At 60.9% G+C, this 18,144-nt stretch carries 19 protein-coding genes; 13 read left to right on the top strand and 6 right to left on the bottom strand.

What is annotated here, in order from left to right; genetic code table 11:
* Nucleotides 1-121 precede the first annotated feature (121 nt).
* From ACA072_RS11355 to ACA072_RS11340, 4 genes are all read left to right on the top strand, one after another.
* Complete coding sequence (locus tag ACA072_RS11355; protein ID WP_497624374.1) at nt 122-916, top strand: hypothetical protein; 795 nt, start codon at nt 122-124, stop codon at nt 914-916.
* Nucleotides 917-972: 56 nt separating this feature from the next.
* The gene (gene yddG, locus ACA072_RS11350) at nt 973-1,896 is read left to right on the top strand and encodes an aromatic amino acid exporter YddG (protein ID WP_497624373.1); all 924 of its coding nucleotides are present in this window, start codon (nt 973-975) and stop codon (nt 1,894-1,896) included.
* Between the two features lie 81 nt (nt 1,897-1,977).
* Entirely contained in the window at nt 1,978-2,652 is a 675-nt protein-coding gene (locus ACA072_RS11345) for a glutathione S-transferase family protein (protein ID WP_497624372.1), read from the top strand.
* A 269-nt stretch (nt 2,653-2,921) separates the two neighbouring features.
* Complete coding sequence (locus ACA072_RS11340) at nt 2,922-3,509, top strand: hypothetical protein (RefSeq protein ID WP_497624371.1); 588 nt, start codon at nt 2,922-2,924, stop codon at nt 3,507-3,509.
* Between the two features lie 3 nt (nt 3,510-3,512).
* On the opposite strand, the gene ACA072_RS11335 is transcribed toward ACA072_RS11340, so the two are convergent.
* The 3 genes from ACA072_RS11335 to ACA072_RS11325 all read right to left on the bottom strand — a co-directional run bounded on the left by ACA072_RS11335 (nt 3,513) and on the right by ACA072_RS11325 (nt 6,540).
* Complete coding sequence (locus tag ACA072_RS11335; protein ID WP_497624370.1) at nt 3,513-4,229, bottom strand: alpha/beta hydrolase; 717 nt, start codon at nt 4,227-4,229, stop codon at nt 3,513-3,515.
* A gap of 183 nt (nt 4,230-4,412) precedes the next feature.
* Nucleotides 4,413-5,525: a succinylglutamate desuccinylase/aspartoacylase family protein gene (locus tag ACA072_RS11330; protein WP_497624369.1), complete on the bottom strand. Its 1,113-nt coding sequence runs from the start codon at nt 5,523-5,525 to the stop codon at nt 4,413-4,415.
* 235 nt (nt 5,526-5,760) lie between these two features.
* Entirely contained in the window at nt 5,761-6,540 is a 780-nt protein-coding gene (locus ACA072_RS11325; protein ID WP_497624368.1) for an ABC transporter substrate-binding protein, read from the bottom strand.
* Between the two features lie 245 nt (nt 6,541-6,785).
* Here ACA072_RS11325 and ACA072_RS11320 point away from each other — a divergent pair, with 245 nt between their 5' ends.
* Complete coding sequence (locus ACA072_RS11320; protein WP_497624367.1) at nt 6,786-7,421, top strand: type 1 glutamine amidotransferase; 636 nt, start codon at nt 6,786-6,788, stop codon at nt 7,419-7,421.
* Nucleotides 7,422-7,532: 111 nt separating this feature from the next.
* Here the strand turns inward: ACA072_RS11320 and ACA072_RS11315 are convergent, their stop codons facing one another.
* The gene (locus ACA072_RS11315) at nt 7,533-7,967 is read right to left on the bottom strand and encodes a rhodanese-like domain-containing protein (RefSeq protein WP_497624366.1); all 435 of its coding nucleotides are present in this window, start codon (nt 7,965-7,967) and stop codon (nt 7,533-7,535) included.
* 101 nt (nt 7,968-8,068) lie between these two features.
* Between ACA072_RS11315 and ftrA the strand changes: the two genes are divergently transcribed.
* Nucleotides 8,069-9,043 (top strand): transcriptional regulator FtrA, encoded by a 975-nt coding sequence (gene ftrA, locus ACA072_RS11310; RefSeq protein ID WP_497624365.1) that lies wholly within the window; start codon nt 8,069-8,071, stop codon nt 9,041-9,043.
* A gap of 118 nt (nt 9,044-9,161) precedes the next feature.
* On the opposite strand, the gene cobF is transcribed toward ftrA, so the two are convergent.
* Both cobF and ACA072_RS11300 read right to left on the bottom strand, forming a co-directional pair.
* On the bottom strand, nt 9,162-9,917 hold the full coding sequence (gene cobF, locus ACA072_RS11305; RefSeq protein WP_497624364.1) for a precorrin-6A synthase (deacetylating): 756 nt from the start codon (nt 9,915-9,917) through the stop codon (nt 9,162-9,164).
* On the bottom strand, nt 9,914-10,477 hold the full coding sequence (locus ACA072_RS11300) for a histidine phosphatase family protein (protein WP_497624363.1): 564 nt from the start codon (nt 10,475-10,477) through the stop codon (nt 9,914-9,916). Before ACA072_RS11300 ends, cobF begins: the two co-directional genes overlap by 4 nt.
* Nucleotides 10,478-10,818: 341 nt before the next feature.
* On the opposite strand from ACA072_RS11300, the gene ACA072_RS11295 reads away from it, so the two are divergent.
* From ACA072_RS11295 to astA, 7 genes are all read left to right on the top strand, one after another.
* Nucleotides 10,819-11,673: a MurR/RpiR family transcriptional regulator gene (locus ACA072_RS11295; RefSeq protein ID WP_497624362.1), complete on the top strand. Its 855-nt coding sequence runs from the start codon at nt 10,819-10,821 to the stop codon at nt 11,671-11,673.
* 2 nt (nt 11,674-11,675) lie between these two features.
* Complete coding sequence (locus ACA072_RS11290; protein WP_497624361.1) at nt 11,676-12,320, top strand: cysteine hydrolase family protein; 645 nt, start codon at nt 11,676-11,678, stop codon at nt 12,318-12,320.
* The gene (locus ACA072_RS11285) at nt 12,317-13,648 is read left to right on the top strand and encodes a glutamine synthetase family protein (RefSeq protein ID WP_497624360.1); all 1,332 of its coding nucleotides are present in this window, start codon (nt 12,317-12,319) and stop codon (nt 13,646-13,648) included. The genes ACA072_RS11290 and ACA072_RS11285 overlap by 4 nt, the downstream gene beginning before the upstream one ends.
* Complete coding sequence (locus ACA072_RS11280; RefSeq protein ID WP_497624359.1) at nt 13,632-14,384, top strand: N-formylglutamate amidohydrolase; 753 nt, start codon at nt 13,632-13,634, stop codon at nt 14,382-14,384. Before ACA072_RS11285 ends, ACA072_RS11280 begins: the two co-directional genes overlap by 17 nt.
* A 56-nt stretch (nt 14,385-14,440) precedes the next feature.
* Nucleotides 14,441-15,790 (top strand): APC family permease, encoded by a 1,350-nt coding sequence (locus ACA072_RS11275; protein ID WP_497624358.1) that lies wholly within the window; start codon nt 14,441-14,443, stop codon nt 15,788-15,790.
* A gap of 119 nt (nt 15,791-15,909) precedes the next feature.
* On the top strand, nt 15,910-16,926 hold the full coding sequence (locus ACA072_RS11270) for an arginine N-succinyltransferase (protein WP_497624357.1): 1,017 nt from the start codon (nt 15,910-15,912) through the stop codon (nt 16,924-16,926).
* Between the two features lie 61 nt (nt 16,927-16,987).
* Nucleotides 16,988-18,022 (top strand): arginine N-succinyltransferase, encoded by a 1,035-nt coding sequence (gene astA, locus ACA072_RS11265; RefSeq protein WP_497624356.1) that lies wholly within the window; start codon nt 16,988-16,990, stop codon nt 18,020-18,022.
* Nucleotides 18,023-18,144: the final 122 nt, after the last annotated feature.

Below are 18,144 nucleotides of genomic sequence, written 5' to 3'. Positions count from 1 at the left end.
AAGCATCTGTTTGTACAACTATTTGAGCTACCAGCTTTGTATACAAAACTCCTTCATTTCTAGAGCAATCCAACGTCCACAGTGCTAACGTTGCCGCCTCACTCAGGTCGGAGACGCGTGCGTGTTGATGCTCAAACTGCTGGTGATCCCAGGCTTCCTCTTGTTGATTTCCCTTGCGGGCAAACGCTGGGGCCCAAGCGTGGCCGGTTGGCTGTCGGGCTTACCGGTGGTGGTCGGGCCAATTCTGTTCTTCCTCGCCATCGAGCAAGGCGAAGTGTTCGCCGCGCAGTCCGCGACGGCGGCGTTGTCGGCGATGTTCGCGATGATCGCCTTTTGCGTGACCTACGCCCAGGTCGCGCAACGGGCGGGATGGCCATGGGCGTTGACGATTTCACTGCTGGTCTGGGCCGCCGTGGCGGTGGTGCTGTCGCTGATCCCAGCCTCGCTGGTGTTCTCGGTGATCGCCGCCGCCACCGCACTGTTGGCGGCGCCGTACCTGTTTCCCAGCGTGCAACCCATCGTCTCCGGTCCGGCGCCGAAGTCCGACAAACTCGTGCTGCGCATGATTGCCGGCGCCCTGCTCACCCTCGCGGTCACGTTACTCGCCAGCACCGTCGGCGAAGGCTGGAGCGGTCTGCTCGCCGTGTTCCCGGTGCTCGGCAGCGTGATGGCGGTGTTTTCCCAGCAAACCCGAGGCCCGGCGTTTACGGCCGCATTGCTGCGGGCGACGGCGACGGGCATGTATTCGTTCGCGGCGTTTTGCCTGGTGTTGGCGCTGGCGTTGCCCGAGATGGGCATGAACGCTTTTGCACTGGGGGTTGCGGTGTCCGTGGGAATGCTGGGCATCACCCGGCGCTTGCTGGCGCGACCGGTCAACCCGACGACCGAGGCTGGACGAGCCGCGATCAAACGCTAAGCTCCTTCACATCCCGAGGGCCAGGATGTCGCCCGCTACGTGCTGAAGGAACAGACATGAGTCTCGCAACGTCGCTCGTCCGTAATCCCCATTCAGCCACCGCCGCTGGCGTGATCGCGATAGTTCTCTGGTCCTGCCTCGCGCTGTTGACCACCCTCACCGAAGGCATTCCGCCCTTTGAACTGCTGACCCTGAGCTTCGGCATCGCGTTTGCAGCGAGCCTGGTGATTCTGGGGCGGCGCGGGCTCGCCGGCTTCAGTAGCTGGCGACAACCCTGGGCGGTCTGGGTGACCGGGTTCGTAGGGATTTTCGTTTATCACGCGCTGTATTTCTTCGCGCTTAAAGTCGCCCCGGCAGCCGAAGCCAGCCTGATCAACTACCTGTGGCCGCTGTTGCTGGTGCTTCTTTCGGCGCTTTCGGCCGGGGAAAAGCTGCACAAACGACAAATGCTTGGCGCGCTGCTGGGACTGGCCGGCACGGCGTTTATCATGCAACAACACGGCCCGGAGGCTGGCGCATCGATGCCCATCGCCGGTTATCTCGCAGCCTTTGGCTGTGCGTTGATCTGGGCCGGTTACTCGGTGATCAACCGGCGGTTCAACGAGGTGCCCAGCAGCATTATTGGCGGGATTTGCGGTATGTCGGCCGTGTCCGGCCTGATATGTCACCTGGCCTTTGAAACCACGGTGCAGCCTGATCCCGGCCAATGGGCTGCGATTGTGGTACTCGGCCTCGGACCGGTCGGGCTGGCATTTCTTGCCTGGGACCACGCCACCAAACACGGCAGCCTGGCGACACTGGGGGCGCTTTCCTACCTGGCGCCGCTGATTTCCACGTTATTACTAATCGCCGTGGGACGCAGCCATGCCGGTCCGATCCTGATCGTGCCGGCCGTGTTGATCATCGCCGGGGCGGTGATTGCTACGTCGAGAGCAAGCGAAAGAGCCTCCGCAACACGTTCGATTATTCCGAACGAGTAGAGCAAGAAGCTCGTACGTCAATCGAATAGGTTTGCCTCACCATCAGCCTCAGTTCCTAACCCACTGACTGAGGCCTACACCATGAAATTCTTTTTCCACCCTTCGCCCAACCCGATGAAAGTTGCCCTGCTGCTTGAAGAACTGCAAACGCCCTACGAATTGATCGGCGTTGACACCTTCAAGGGCGAGCAACATTTGCCAGCCTTTTTGGCGATCAACCCGAATGCCAAGGTTCCGGCCCTGGTCGACGGCGATGCCACCGTGTTCGACTCCCAGGCCATCCTGCTGCACCTGGCGCAAACGCATCAGCGCTTCCTGCCGACCTCCGTCGCAGGGCAAGCCGAACTGCTGTCATGGCTTATGTTCATCGCCACTGGCCTGTCGCCGTTCTCGGGTCAAGCCGTGCATTTTCTGCACCACGCACCGGAAGACCTGCCCTACGCGAAAAACCGTTACCTCAAGGAAGTCGAGCGCCACTACCGCGTGCTCGACCAGCGTCTGGCCGATCATCAATACCTGGCCGGCGACACCTACAGCATCGCCGACATGGCGCTGTGGGGCTGGGCCAGCTACGCGCATTACATCCTCGGCGAGAACGGTTTGGCGGCCTACCCGAACGTCAAGCGTCTGTTCGATGAAATCAGCGCCCGCCCGGCGGCCCAACGTGCACAGGGTTTGAAAGAGAAACTGGTGCTGAAGGCCGAGTTCGACGAAGAAACCCGCCGCAACCTGTTTCCGCAGAATCAGGCGCAGTAGTTTCTGGGCGCGATAAAAACAACCCGTCGCGCCGCACTCTTGTAGCAGCTGCCGAGCAGCGCGAGGCTGCGTTCGGCTGCGAAGCAGTCGTAAATCCTGAATGCACGGTATTACTGAAACTGCGCGGTGCCTGATTTCACGACTGCTTCGCAGCCGAACGCAGCCTCGCGCTGCTCGGCAGCTGCTACAGGGCGGTGTGCGGCAGCTGCTACGAATCGTATTCCATGGGATGATTGCGGCGAATGCGCGATCATCCCTGGAGTTTTCGAATGTCATTGTTGAGTAAAAAAGCCGTTGTCCTGTTACTGACGGCGGCCGCCAGCCTGGGGGCCTTGAATGCCTATGCCGCCAAGGCCACTGCCAGCGACAAAGCGCCTGCACAAGAAGTCTCGATGCTCGGCGGCAAGTTCAAGTTCACCCTGCCCAAGGGCTTCATCGCCAACCCGTTGCCCGCCGGCGACGCGGCGACCGGCACAGCCGGGGCCACGGGCACCATGTACACCAATGCGGCCACCAAAACCGTAGTGATCGCCGCTGAAAACACCATCCCCGGTGGCGCCAACGTCAAGGACAACGACGGTCCGTTCCTCGACTCGGCCGCAGCCGACTTCGCCACCGAACAAGCCAAGGCACTGCCGGACTTCACCAAGCTCAGCGAAAAAAGCCTGACTCAGAAAGGCACCGGCCTGGGGCTGCGGCAGATCGACAGCACCGCCACCCAGGGCGGCGGCAAAACCCTCGACACCACGCTGATGGCCGCGTCCAACACGCGCATGGCGATCGTTCAGGTGATTTCCCGCCTCAGCGACAATGGCGGCCACGAAACGTTGGTCAAACAGATCGTTACCGGCAAATAAGACTCAACGATTGAGGCGCTGCAACCAGGCGCTCAAGTCCTGCATCTCGGTGGCACTGATGCTGTGACCGACGCCCGGGTAGGCATGAAACTCAGGCTTGAGTGACAGGCTCTGCAACAGGCTGTTGGCCTCGGTGCCGTCGATGTAGGGCAAGCGTTTGTCTGCCGTGCCATGACCGATGAAGATCGCCAGCTTCTGGCGTTTTTCATCCGGTTTGAGTTCTGACCTCAGCACCGGCAGAATCCGCCCGCTCAGCGCCGCAATCCCGCCCACCGCCTCGGGATGACGCAGCGCCACCTCGTAGGACATGATCGCGCCCTGGCTGAAACCGACCAGGAACACCTTGTCGGGTTCGGTGTGATATTTCTTCGCGGCCTGTGCGATGAACTCCAGCAGCACCTGGCCGCTGGTCTTCAGATCATCGGTCTCACCGTTGTAGGCCCCGTTGCCCTTCTCGCGAAACCACTTGTAACTGCCCTCCTCCATCACCATCGGCGCCCGCACAGACAGGAAGTTGTATTGCGCCGGCAATTGATCCTTGATGTCGAACAGGTCCTGCTCGTTACTGCCGTAACCGTGGAGGAAAATCACAAGGGGCTGGTGGCGGGATTCGGGGTTGGCCTGCTCAAGATATTTGAGCGGCAGATCGGTTTGCAGCGGGGTTTGAGCGTGGACGGCGGCGGACGCCAGGAGTATCAGCAGAGCGAGAAACTTCAACATAAACCTTCCTTCACACGTGCAGGATTCGGGGAAGAGCCTAACACTGTGAAGCTTGCCGGGGGACATTCGGCGTTGCTGATGCAGTCATCGCGGGCAAGCCCGCTCCCACAGGTTTTGTGAACACCGCAAAAACTGTGGGAGCGGGCTTGCCCGCGAAGAGGCCCGAAAGAACAGCGACAATCCTCAGTCGTTTACCAGTTTGCCCACCCGAATCGGCTCACGCCCCGCCACCTTCGCCTGCCACGTGCCCGGCTGCGTATATCGCCCGCGATCAATCGCAAACAACACGCCGCTGGTCCCGGCGCGCACGGTGGTGACGCGGTCGCTCAGCGGATCAACCACTTCAAACAGCGCATCGCCCTGCTCCACCCACTCACCCGAATCACGCAGAAAACTCACCACCCCGTGATGCGGCGCGAACAGGTATTCGGTGCCCTCGAACGGCATGCCTTCGCAGCACTCGCTCGGTGCCGCAGGCCAGGTGTTTTTGATGAAGCCCTGCTCGGCGAGGAACCCCAGAATCGCCTCGCAATTCGCTTGGGCCTGATCAACCCGGGTGTCGCCCATGCTGCCCAGTTCCAGCGTCGTCGCCAGGTTGGCCGGGGGAATCGCCGCCTCAGGGAAGGCCCGCGCCAGGCGCAACCACGGCGAGGAACAGGACTCATCAAATGAACTGCCGCCGGAATCCTCACACAGCAACGCCACCCCGGCCTTCAGGCGCGCCGCCAGGGATTGCCACTGCGGCCAGTGTTGCGGCAAGGCGTAGAGATGAATCGCTGCATCGAAATCGCAATGCAGATCCAGCGTGATATCGGCATCACAAGCGTGGCGCAGCAGCAAGCGGTGCATGGCTTCGAGCTGCGAGGCCGGTGCCGGCAGGTCGTCGAGGACCTGGCCCATGGTCTGGCGAATCAGCGTGATGTTGGCCTGTGCATCGTGACCCAAACGGTCACCGATCAACGCGGCCACCGGTGCGCTGAGTTCAACGAAAGAGCGGTTGAAGTTCTTGCCGCTGCCCAGTTCGAAACGCCCCATGTGGCTGCCTTGCAGGTGCTGATCAAGGCCGATCGGATTGGCCACCGGCACCAGTTCGATCACGCCTTGCAACTGCCCATTGGTTTCGAGTTCGGACAGACGCTTTTTCAGTTCCCAGGCCGTGCGCATACCGGGCAATTCGTCAGCGTGCAGGCTGGCCTGGATGTAGACCTTGCGAGTGCCGGCGCCATAACGAAACACGCTGAGGGTGCGTTCGGTGCCCAGGTGGCTCCAGGGCAAAGGATGGTCGATGCGTTGCATGGGAACTCCGAAGTAAGAGGCACTTAGATCACCCTGTGGGAGCGGCGGTGCGGCGATCCGACTTGCTCGCGAAGGCGTCGTGTCAGTCGACATTGATGTTGCCTGAGACGACGCCTTCGCGAGCAAGTCGGATCGCCGCACCGCCGCTCCCACAAGGGATCTCCATTTCAACAGAGAGCGCGCATAAAAAAAGTGGCAACCGCGTCAACGGTTGCCACTTTTTTGAACGGCGTGATTAATGGCCGTAAACGTCAAAGTCGAAGTACTTGTCTTGCACTTGCTTGTACTTGCCGTTGGCGCGGATTTCGGTGATGGCGGTGTTGAATTTGTCTGCCAGAGCGGTATCGCCCTTGCGCACCGCAATACCGGCGCCGCCGCCGAAGTACTTGGCGTCTTCGTAGGTCGGGCCAACGAAAGCGAAGCCTTTACCGGCGTCGGTTTTCAGGAAACCGTCGTCCAGGTTGACCGAGTCGGCCAGCAGCGCGTCAACGCGGCCGGAGACCATGTCCAGGTTAGCTTCCTGCTGGGAGCCGTAGCGAACCAGGTTGATGCCGGCCGACACCAGCACTTCAGTGGCGAAGCGGTCATGGGTACTGGCGCGCAGCACACCGACTTTCTTGCCCTTGAGTTCGGTCAGCGGGTCCTTGATGTCGGTGCCGGCCTTCATCACGAAACGTGCCGGGGTGTGGTAGTACTTGATGGTGAAATCGACGTTCTTTTTGCGATCGTCAGTGATGGTCATGGACGACAGGATCGCGTCGATTTTCTTCACTTTCAGTGCCGGGATCAGGCCATCGAACTCTTGCTCGACCCAGGTGCACTTCACTTTCATCTGCTCGCACAGCGCGTCGCCGATATCAACGTCGAAACCGGTGAGCTTGCCGTCAGGGGTTTTCATCGAGAATGGCGGGTAACCGGCTTCGATACCGATGCGGATCGGCTTGGCGTCATCGGCCACAGCGGTCAGGGACAACATCGACAGTGCCAGGGCACCAAACATCACTAGCTTCTTCATTTATAACTCCTGTGTGCGGAGGTTTTTATTGGCAGCTTTCGAATGACTTTCGGTCGGTGAAGATCGAAGTGGCCGGCAGTCTAGAGCGGCTTTCAGAGGGCAAATTGTGTTTAAGCGACAAATACTTATAGATAAGTGGCCGACCGATTCAAAGCCCTTGAAGCGTGCGCCAAGGCGGTGCAAGGACTGTAGGACAAGCCCTTTTTTCAGACAAAACCTACACGCAAAAACTACAGAGAGTACCGATGCCCACCTTGAATCTGATCCAGCACCACCCCGCCGAAGGTCCAGGCGCCATTGCCGATTGGGCAACATCCCGAGGGGTGACGCTGAACGTCTTTCGTGCCGACCTCGGCCAGTTGCCGCCGATGAGTGCGGCGCCCGTGATTGTGTTGGGCGGGCCTTATGAATCCAATGCCGGGCCGGCATGGCTGGAAGCAGAACGGCAGTGGCTGGCGGCGAGCCTGGATCAGGGCGCGGCGGTGTTTGCGATTTGCCTGGGGGCGCAGTTGTTGGCGCTGAGCCTGGGCGGGAAGGTACGGCGGATGGATCGGAGCGAAACCGGCTGGACCCCCGTGACGTTCGTCGATGGCCAGACGCTGAAGGTGCTGGAGTGGCACGAAGACGCGATCGACTTGCCGCCTGATGCGCAATTGCTGGCCAGCAGTGATCACTGTGAACAGCAGATGTATCGCGTGGGACCGACGCGGGTGGGATTGCAGTTTCATCCGGAGTGGGATGCGGCGTCGGTGGCGAGGCTTAATGAACACTTTGCCGAGGAATCACCGTTGCCCCGAGGGCAACAGGACAGCGTCGCCTACGCAGCCGTGAACCACTGGTTGCAGGCGACGCTGGATGGGTGGTGGGCGGCGGCGAATTAAAGAAGCAAGATCAAATGATCGCAGCCTCGTTTCACTCGACAGCTGCTAAAGGTCTACGCGATCCCCTGTAGCAGCTGTCGAGTGAAACGAGGCTGCGTTTTTTCGACTACATCAACATTCACAACCGATGATGGTGGTGGCAGGCCGTTGCACCGCAACACTCAATTCCAACCCTTCATCCAGCCACCCGGTCACGCCGCCAATCATCTCCTTGACCGGATAACCCAGCGCCGCCAGTTTCACCGCCGCTTTGTGCACACCGTTGCAGTGCGGCCCGGCGCAATACACTACAAACAAGGTGGAGGTCGGGTAGTTCGCCAGGCTCTCGGCGGTGAGCAGTCGTCCCGGAATGTTGATCGCGCCCGGCACATGCCCGCGTTCGAACGCCAACGGGCCGCGCACGTCCACCAGGACAAAATCAACATCGCCGGCCTGTTGGCTGCTGTACACGTCGGAACAGTCGGTTTCATAGGTCAGAAGGTTGCTGAAGTGCATCAGGGCAATGGCCGAAGGGGCTGCGGGAATGGCGCGGACCAGGCTGGTCATGGCTGTACTCCAAAGTGTTGAGTGGGTGTGAGAAGACTTTATCCACCCGACGCTTGCGGCTACAGTGGCGGACAAGACACTCACCGGGAACTTTCCGCCAAATGCAGCCTAGCCCTGGATTGGTCGCGATTCTGGCCTACGACGGCCTCTGTACTTTTGAATTCGGCATCGCCGTGGAGATCTTTGGCCTGGCGCGGCCGGAGTTCGATTTCCCTTGGTACGAGCATCGCATCGTCGCCGTGGACCAGGGCCCGATGCGCGCCATGGGCGGCATTCAGGTGCTGGCCGATGGCGGCATGGAACTGCTCGAAGACGCCCGCACTATCATCATTCCCGGCTGGCGCGACCGACATTCGCCGGTGCCGGAACACTTGCTCGCCGCCCTGCGCCAGGCCCATGCGCGGGGTGCGCGGTTGCTGTCGATCTGCTCCGGCGTGTTTGTGCTGGCGGCCACCGGTCTGCTGGACGGTCACGGCGCCACCACGCATTGGCGCTACGCCGCTGAGTTGGCTGAACGTTTTCCGAATATTCTGGTGGACCCGGACGTGCTGTACGTCGATTCCGGCCAGTTGATTACCTCGGCCGGCAGCGCGGCGGGGATTGATGCGTGCCTGCACCTGGTAGCACGGGACTTCGGCACGCAGGTGGCGAACTCGGTGGCGCGGCGGCTGGTGATGTCGCCGCAACGCACCGGCGGGCAAGCGCAGTTTATTCCTACACCCGTCAGTCCAACGCCGCGCAGCGATTTGTCCCGCGTCATGCAGTGGGCGCGGGAGCGCTTGCACGAACCGCTGGAAGTTCGCGAACTGGCGAGCGAGGCAGCCATGAGTGAACGGACCTTTCTGCGCCGGTTTACCGAAGCCACGGGCATGCCGCCCAAGGCGTGGTTACAGCATGAGCGGCTGGCGCGGGCGCGGGAGTTGCTGGAGAGTACCGGGCAAAACACAGACCAGATTGCCGAGCAGTGTGGTTATCGGTCGGTGGAGAGTTTTCGGGTGGCATTTCGTGGGGTGGTGGGTGTGCCACCGTCGGTGTATCGGGAGCGGTTTGGGCGTGGGGTCAAGGCCATAATTTGAGGTGTATTGAAGGGCCCTTTCGCGAGCAAGCCCGCTCCCACAGGGGTTCTGTGAACACCGCAGATCCAGTGTGGGAGCGGGCTTGCTCGCGAAGGGGCCCTCAAATACACCAATGTCCTCAAGGCTTACGCAACAAATAGGTATCCATAATCCACCCATTCGCCACCCGCGCCGCCTTGCGCACCCGCTCGATCTCATCCGCCACGTCCTTGAGCTTGCCGCTGATCAAAATCTCATCCGGCGTCCCCAAATAAGCCCCCCAGTAAATCTCTGTCTCCTGATCCGCCACCTGATGGTAGGAATCTTCGGCATCGAGCATCACCACCAGGCTGTCGGCATCGCTCACCTGCCCCGCCGCCAGCCGTCGGCCGGTGGTGATTTCAAGTGAGCGGCCGATGCGATTCAGCGGCACCTTGTGCTGCGCCGCCAGCGCCTGAACGCTGGTGATGCCGGGGATCACTTCATACTCGAACGCACAGCGGCCCGAGGCCAGGATCGCCTGCAGAATCCGCAGGGTACTGTCGTACAACGCCGGATCGCCCCACACCAGAAAACCGCCGCACTGGTCATCGGACAGTTCTTCAGTGATCAGCCGCTCGAAGGTCTGCTGCTTGGCGAGGTTCAGTTCTTCGACGCTGGTCTTGTAGTCCACCTCCCCGCGCTCACGCTCCGGGCTGTGGGCTTCGACGAAGCGGTAGTCGTGATCGGTGATGTAGCGCTCGCAGATTTCACGGCGCAGGTCGATCAGTTTGTCCTTGCTCTGGCCCTTGTCCATCAGGAAAAACACGTCGACAAGGTTCAGCGCCTTCACGGCCTGCATCGTGATGTAGTCGGGGTTGCCGGCGCCGATGCCGATGACCAGAAGCTTTTTCATCCAATGACTCCTTCAAGCAAACGCAGCCGCCAACGGCCAGTGAACTGCAGCTCGATAGTCGATAACGGTTCGACGTCAATCAGGTTGAACGCCTTGGCTTGCAACACCTGGGTCAATGCGGCGCGAATGACAAAGGGATGGGTGATGGCAAGAATAGGCCCCGGTGTTGCCTCAATGGACTGGAGCCACTGCGCCATGCGTTCAGAGAGCTGCGCGACAGACTCACCGCCATGGGGTGCCGAGGTCGGGTCGTCGAGCCAGGCTTGCAGGGCTTCGGGCTCGGACTTTTGCAGGTCATTTATCCGCACCCCGTTCCACCGTCCGAAGTCGCAATCCCTCAGCGCCGAGACGATTTCAACATCATGGCCAAACAACTCGGCCGTCTGCTGCGTACGCAACTCCGGCCCACAGAGCACCCGAGGCGCCTTTTCGAACTGGCGGCTACGCGAACCTTTCGCCGATTGCCCATAAAATTCGACCGGCTCATTTGTAGGAAAACACGCTAATTTTTGTGCGACGGTTCTAGCGTGGCACATCAGGGTCAAACGTGTTGTCTGCACGGACTGTCACCCTTTTGAAGAAATGGAAAACGGCACGATGCCGCTAATAATTAGGCAATTGTGCCGCAAGATGCTTGATCCAGGGCGTTTCGTTTGAACCAGCACCGACGGGACGCGGGATCACTTGACCATCGAGTTTCGTCTATCTCTGACACCCAGATAGGCGATGGACTACAACGCCAGTCGCACTCCGCGTAGCCCATGGCGCACGGGCTTTTCGCCCTCTTTTGGCCCCTGGATAATCCATGGAAAAATTCACTAGACATGTAGCGTGCACTACATAAATACTGTTTTAGCAATTTATGAAACAAAATCGACACACCCATCCAGCAGGAGCCCGGATGCCCTCTCTCAGAGACCTGATCACCGATCCCGGCCTGGACCTGACGCCGTCGGAACGCAAAGTCATCCGTGCCTTGCTGGATCAGTACCCGCGTAACGGATTGGGCCCCATGTCTCGTCTGGCCGAACATGCCGGTGTCAGCGACCCCACCATCGTGCGGCTGGTGAAAAAACTGGGTTACAGCGGTTATGCCGATTTCCAGGATGCCCTGCTCAGCGACATGGACCATCGCCTGCGGTCCCCAAGCGCCCTGTTACAGCTTCGTTCCCATTTGCAGAAAGGCGACGCCTGGAGTCATTACCTCGCGGACAGCCATCGCGCGCTGGTGGATACCCATGCGCTGACCCAGCCCGAAGACGTGCGGATTCTGGTGGAGTGGCTGCTCGACACCCGCCATCAGGTTCACTGCTTTGGCGGACGCTTCAGCAGTTTCCTCGCCAATTATTTGCTCAACCATTTGCGCCTGCTGCGCCCGGGCTGTTTCGCCCTGGAAGACAACGCGCAACTGCCGGACCGGCTGTTCGACGTGCAGCGCCAGGACGTGGTGCTGGTGTTCGACTATCGCCGCTACCAATCACAGGCCCTGCGCGTGGCCCATGCGGCGAAAAGCCGATATGCCCGCGTGGTGTTGTTCACTGATATCTATGCTTCACCGCTGCGGGAAATGGCCGACCTGATCATCAGTGCGCCGGTGGAATCAGTGTCGGCTTTCGACAGCATGGTCCCGGCACTGGCCCAGGTCGAGGCGCTGATTGCCTGCCTGACCCTGCGCAGCCCGGAGCTGGCCGATCGCCTGGAAGGCATCGATGCCCTGCGGACCGACTTCGACACCCACCTGCTGGAGGATAAATAAGGATGTTCACGCTCCCCCACCACTCGCCCCGGGACTTGCCGTTCACTGCCGATCACACCGCGCTGTTGCTGGTGGACATGCAGCGTGCCTGGCTCGAACCGCAGTTCGACCCGCACCTCAACGGACCGGAAGGCGAATACTTCCTGACCCGCACCCACATGCAGGTGGTGCCCAATCAACGCCGGCTGCTCAGCGCCTTTCGCAGTGCGCGGCAAAACGTGCTGCACACGATCATCGAAAGCCTGACCGCCGATGGCCGCGATCGCTCGCTGGACCACAAGCTCTCGGACATGCACTTGCCCAAAGGCAGCGTATCGGCGCAGATCATCGACGACCTGACGCCGACGGAAAACGAAATCGTCCTGCCCAAGACCTCCTCCGGGGTGTTCAACTCCACCAACATCGACTACGTGCTGCGCAACCTTGAAACACGGCACCTGATCATCGCCGGCATCGTCACCGACCAGTGCGTGGACATGGCCGTGCGTGACGCCGCGGACCGCGGTTATCTGGTGACGCTGGTGGAGGATGCCTGTGCGACCTACACGCCGGAACGTCATCTAGCCTGCCTGAACGCGATCAAGGGTTATTGCTGGATCACCGACACCCAGACTGTGCTCGGCCGGTTGCAGGAGTTACAAGCATGAGCGAACGCCTGTCGCCGCTGCCCATGACCACCATCGTCACCACCGACCTGATCGGCGTGACCCGTGGCCGCTCGTTTCCCACAGACGAACTTGAGCACTACCTGGCGACGGGCTGCGGCTGGGTGCCGGCCAACAGCGCCCTGACCCCGCAAGACATCATCGCCTCCACCAACCCGTGGGGCGCTTATGGCGATCTGCGCCTGATTCCCGACTTGAGCAGCCGGGTAACGGTCAGCAACGGCCCGGATGTCGCGGCCCCGGCGCTGGACTTCATTCATGGCGACATCCGTGAAACCGATGGCCGCCCGTGGGGCGCCTGTCCGCGTACGGTGTTGCGCAATGAAGTGGAGCGATATCGCGCCGAACTGGGCTTGCAGGTTAATGCCGCGTTCGAACATGAATTCAACCTGGACAGCGGCGCGGCCGATCAGCTGGCGTTCTCCCTTGAGGCACAGCGTCAGGGCGCCGAATTTGGTGGCTGGCTGCTCAGTGCCCTGCGCGCTGGCGGCGTCGAACCGGAAATGTTCCTGCCCGAATATGGCAAGCATCAATACGAAATCACCTGCCGACCCGCCCTCGGTGTGGCGGCGGCGGACCGTGCGGTGAACGTGCGCGAAATCACCCGCGAGATCGCCCGGCAGATGGGCCTGGACCTGAGCTTCGCGCCCAAGACCTCCGAGCATGCCGTGTGCAACGGCGTCCATCTGCATGTCAGCCTGCTGGACCTGGATGGCCGGCCGCTGTTGTACGACGCCGGCACGATCAACGGCCTGTCGACCCTTGGCCAGCACTGGGCCGCCGGCATCCTGCATTACTTGCCGGCGCTGTGCGCATTTACCGCACCGACACCGGTGTCCTACGAGCGTTTGCAACCGCATCACTGGAGCGCGTCCTACGCCTGCCTCGGTCAGCGCAACCGCGAAGCGGCCCTGCGGATCTGTCCGACCGTGAGCTTGGGTGGAAAATCCGTGGCGGCGCAATACAACCTGGAATTTCGCGCCATGGACGCCACGGCCTCGCCGCACCTGGCCATGGCCGCACTGCTGATTGCCGGTCGCCTGGGCATCGAGCAACGCCTGGCCTTGAACGCGATCACCGATGAAATCCCCGATTCACTGAACGAAGAGCAACGCCAGGCCCGCGGCATCGTCGCCCTGCCCGCGTCCCTTGCCCAGGCGCTCGAGTGCCTGCGCAACAGCGAGGCGCTGATCGAAGCCCTGCCGAACGCATTGATGGACACTTGGTTCGCCCTTAAAGCCGAGGAGCTGACGCTGACGGAACAGCTGTCGCCCGCCGAACGCTGTGAGCACTATGCACGCCTGTACTGAATCCGCTGAACTCGGCCTTTTTACCGAGCCCGCGTACACCCTGAGCCGCGAAGACTCGGCGCACCCGTTGATTCTGGTGTGCGAACACGCCAGCCGTTTTATCCCGGCCGGGTTAAATGACCTGGGCCTGAGTCATGCAGCGGCCCGCGAGCATATCGCCTGGGACATTGGCGCACTGGCGCTGGCTGAGAGTTTGTCCCAGGCACTGGGTGCAACATTGCTCGCGGCCAATTACTCACGGCTATTGATTGACCTCAATCGTCCGCTGGGTGCACCGGACAGCATTCCACCCCAGAGCGAGATCTATCAGGTACCGGGTAACCAGAATCTGGACGAGGCCACCCGCGAGCATCGCCGCGAATGCCTGTTCAAACCTTTTCATGACCGGCTGCAGGGCTTGATCGATCAGCGTGTCGCCCAAGGACGGACGGTTCGGCTGGTCGGCATTCACAGCTTCACCCCGGTTTACCACGGTCAGCCGCGCGCACTGGAAGCCGGTGTGCTGTTCGGCGAAGCCAAGGGCTACGCCCAGCGATTGATTGACGGGTTGAGCCAGCACCCCTTGAAGGTCGCCGGCAATCAACCGTACAAAATCAACCCGCTGGGCGACATGACGGTGCCGGTGCATGGCGATGCACGGGGACTGGAATCGGTGTTGATCGAGGTGCGCAACGATCTGCTGCGCACACCTGAAAACGTCAATCGCTGGACGGCTTACCTGGCACCGCTGTTGTAAGAAATCGCAGCAAACTCGCAGCGTGCAGCTGCTTTCATCCCAAGGAGAAGGGCTTCATGGAAATAGAAGAATTCGGTTACAAGCAGGAGTTGAAACGTAGCCTGTCGCTGACCGACCTGGTGGTGTACGGGATGATCTTCATGATCCCCATCGCCCCGTTTGGTGTGTACGGTTACGTCAACGCCGAAGCACCGGGGATGGTGCCGCTGGCCTACATCATCGGCATGGTCGCGATGCTGTTCACCGCCCTGAGTTACGGCAGCATGGCGCGGGCTTTTCCGATTGCCGGCTCGGTGTATTCCTACGCACAACGTGGCCTCAACCCGCATGTCGGGTTCATCGCCGGATGGCTGATGCTGCTCGATTACCTGCTGATTCCGCCGCTGCTTTACGTGTACGCGGCCATGGCGCTGAATCACCTGTACCCGGACATCCCCAAAGTGGGTTTCATCCTGGCGTTCCTGGTCAGCGCGACCTTCGTCAACCTGCGGGGCATCACGTTCACTGCCCGCATGAACATTGTCTTTCTGCTCGCGCAACTGGTGGTGCTGGGGATCTTCCTGTTCTACGCCTGGAATGCGCTGCACAGCGGCGGCGGCAACGGCCAGTTGACCCTGGCGCCGTTGTACAACCCCGACACCTTCAATTTCGCCCTGCTGATGCAAGCCGTGTCGATTGCGGTGCTGTCCTTCCTCGGTTTCGATGCGATTTCAACCCTCGCCGAAGAAATCAAGGGCGACCCGGGCCGTAGCGTCGGCAAGGCAGCCCTGATAACGCTGCTAGTGATGGGGGTGATCTTCGTCGTGCAGACCTGGATTGCCACTGACCTGGCGGCCGGCATGGGCTTCACTTCCGCCGACACTGCGTTCTATGAAATCGCCGAAATCGCCGCCGGCAGCTGGCTGGCCACCCTGACCGGCGTGGCCACGGCCCTGGCCTGGGGCGTAGCGGTCGCCATCACCTCGCAAGCGGCGGTTTCGCGCCTGCTGTTCGGCATGGCCCGGGACGGCAAACTGCCAAAAGTGCTGGCGAAGGTTCACCCGAAACACAACACGCCGTACCTGAGCATCTACCTCGTGGCCGTGTTGTCGCTGGTGATCTGCTACCTGTTCATCAACTCGGTGGACACCCTCACCTCGCTGGTTAACTTCGGCGCGTTGAGCGGTTTCATGCTGCTGCACCTGACCGTGATCAACTACTACTGGCGTCGGCAGAAGTCCGGCCAGGTGATCCGTCACCTGATCTGCCCGGGGATCGGCTTCATCATCGTCGCGGCCATCATGTACAACATGGGCGTCGATGCACAAAAACTCGGCCTGATCTGGATTGCCCTGGGCCTGGTGTACCTGTTTTTCCTCAACAAGCTGGGCGCCAGCACGGCGTTGCCCGATCCGAGCAACGGCTGACAAGAAAAAGAGCGGCGTCTGACAAGAAATCAGGCGACCGCCGATTTAATGCGTGGAAACCGACAGTGATAGTCAGGTTCGGCACACACCGCCGAACCCTTTGATACAGGAGTACATCCATGCTGGTCTTACGCCCAGTCGAGTTAACCGACCTGCCCCAGTTGCAACAACTGGCGCGCGACAGCCTGGTGGGTGTCACGTCCTTGCCGGACGACACTGAACGCCTGCGACTGAGGATTCTCGACTCCTGCGCCTCGTTCGACAAAAACGTCGAGGTGCATGGCCCGGAGAACTATTTCTTCGTGCTTGAAGATCTCGCGGCCCGGCGTCTGGTGGGTTGCTCGGAAATCCTTGCCACCGCCGGCTTCAACGAACCGTTCTACAGTTTGCGCAACCGTCACTTCACCAGTGCCTCACGGGAGCTGAACATCGAACACGGCGTGCCGGCGTTGTCGTTGTGCCAGGACCTCAGCGGCCACACCTTGCTGCGTGGTTTTCATATCGACACGGCGCTGGTGCGCACAGCGTTTTCGGAGTTACTGTCCCGGGCGCGCCTGTTGTTCATCGCCGCCCATTCCCAGCGCTTTGCCGAAGCGGTGATCACCGAGATCGTCGGCTTCAGCAGCGAGGAGGCGCAGTCACCGTTCTGGGATGCGCTGGGCAAACATTTCTTCGACTTGCCCTACGCCGAGGCCGAGCGGCTATGCGGTCTGGAGAGCCGGACCTTCCTCGCCGAACTGATGCCGCAATATCCGATCTATGTGCCGATGCTGCCCCAGGCCGCACAGGATTGCATCGGCCGGATTCACCCCGACGGCCAGGAGGCCTTCGATATCCTTGAGCGCGAGGGATTTGAAACCAACAGCTACGTCGACCTGTTTGATGCAGGTCCGACGCTGTATGCGCGCACGTCGAACATTCTGTCGATCGCGCAAAGCCTGACCGGCACGGTGCAGTCGGCTTCGCCCATTGAGGCGAGCGGCCGTTACCTGGTGAGCAACGATTCGCTGAAGGATTACCGCGCCATCGTCGCCGAGCTGAATGTCCAGGCCGGGCAACCGGTGGGGTTGAGCGCCGAGATGTGCGCCGCCCTGAACGTCACCGATGGCAGCCCGATCCGGCTGATTGCCCTGTGAGCATCACCCGGCCCCGTGCCCAACGACAGCGCCCGAACTGGCGCGAAGAAGGAGCTGCATCATGATTGTCCGCCCGGTTCGCGTGACTGACCTGCCCGCCTTGATGGATCTGGTGCAACAGGCCGGCCCCGGCTTCACCACCCTGCCGGCCAACGAAGAACGCCTGGTGCACCGGGTGCGTTGGGCGCAGCGGACCTTCGCCGAACAAGTCGAGCGTGCGGATGCCGATTACCTGTTCGTGCTGGAAGATGACGACCAGCAAGTGGTCGGCATCAGTGCGTTGGCCGGCGCCGTTGGCCTGCGCGAGCCCTGGTACAACTATCGGGTCGGGCTGACGGTCAGTTCGTCGCCGGACCTGGGTATTCAGCGGCAGATCCCGACGCTGTTCCTGAACAACGAAATGACCGGCCAATCGGAAATCTGCTCGCTGTTCCTGCGCCCCGATCAACGCCATGGCAGTAACGGTCGGTTGCTGTCCCTGGGACGCCTGCTGTTCGTGGCCGAGTTCCCGCACCTGTTCGGCGACAAGCTGATTGCCGAACTGCGCGGCAGCGCCGACGAACAGGGCTGTTCACCGTTCTGGGACAGTCTGGGCCGGCACTTCTTCAAAATGGACTTCAGCCACGCCGATCACCTGTCGGAGCTGGGCAGCAAATCGTTCATCGCCGAATTGATGCCACGCCAGCCGCTCTACACCTGCCTGCTCACGGAACAGGCCCAGGCCGTCATCGGCAAGGCACACCCGAACACCGAACCGGCGCTAAAGATTCTCAAGGCCGAAGGTTTTGTGCATCAGGGTTACGTCGACATCTTCGACGCCGGCCCGGTGATCGAGGCCCCGGTCTCGAAAATCCGCACCGTTCGCGACAGCCAACCGCTGGTGTTGGCCATCGGCACACCTGACGAACAGGCCCCGGTGTGGCTGATCCACAACCGCCGCCTGGAAAACTGCCGCATCACCACCGCCCAGGCCCGGTTGGTAGGCAACAGCCTGATCGTCGACCGACTCACGGCCAAACGCCTGCAACTGCAACCGGGGAATTCGGTGCGGGCGGTGCCGCTGCCTATTCGACAGCAGCAGGCTGTTGCGGCGTAATCGATTGTGTTCCAGCCGCTGCGTAAATTCGTCATCATCTTCCCCTCGCGCGCGTGATAGCCTTTTGTTCCTTCGGCGTTGACACCTTTGCTCAAGCCTTTCCATTCCTTTGTATTGGTGGA

Source organism: Pseudomonas sp. LBUM1656 (assembly GCF_059716065.1).
This window is presented reverse-complemented; position numbering and strand designations above follow the sequence as displayed.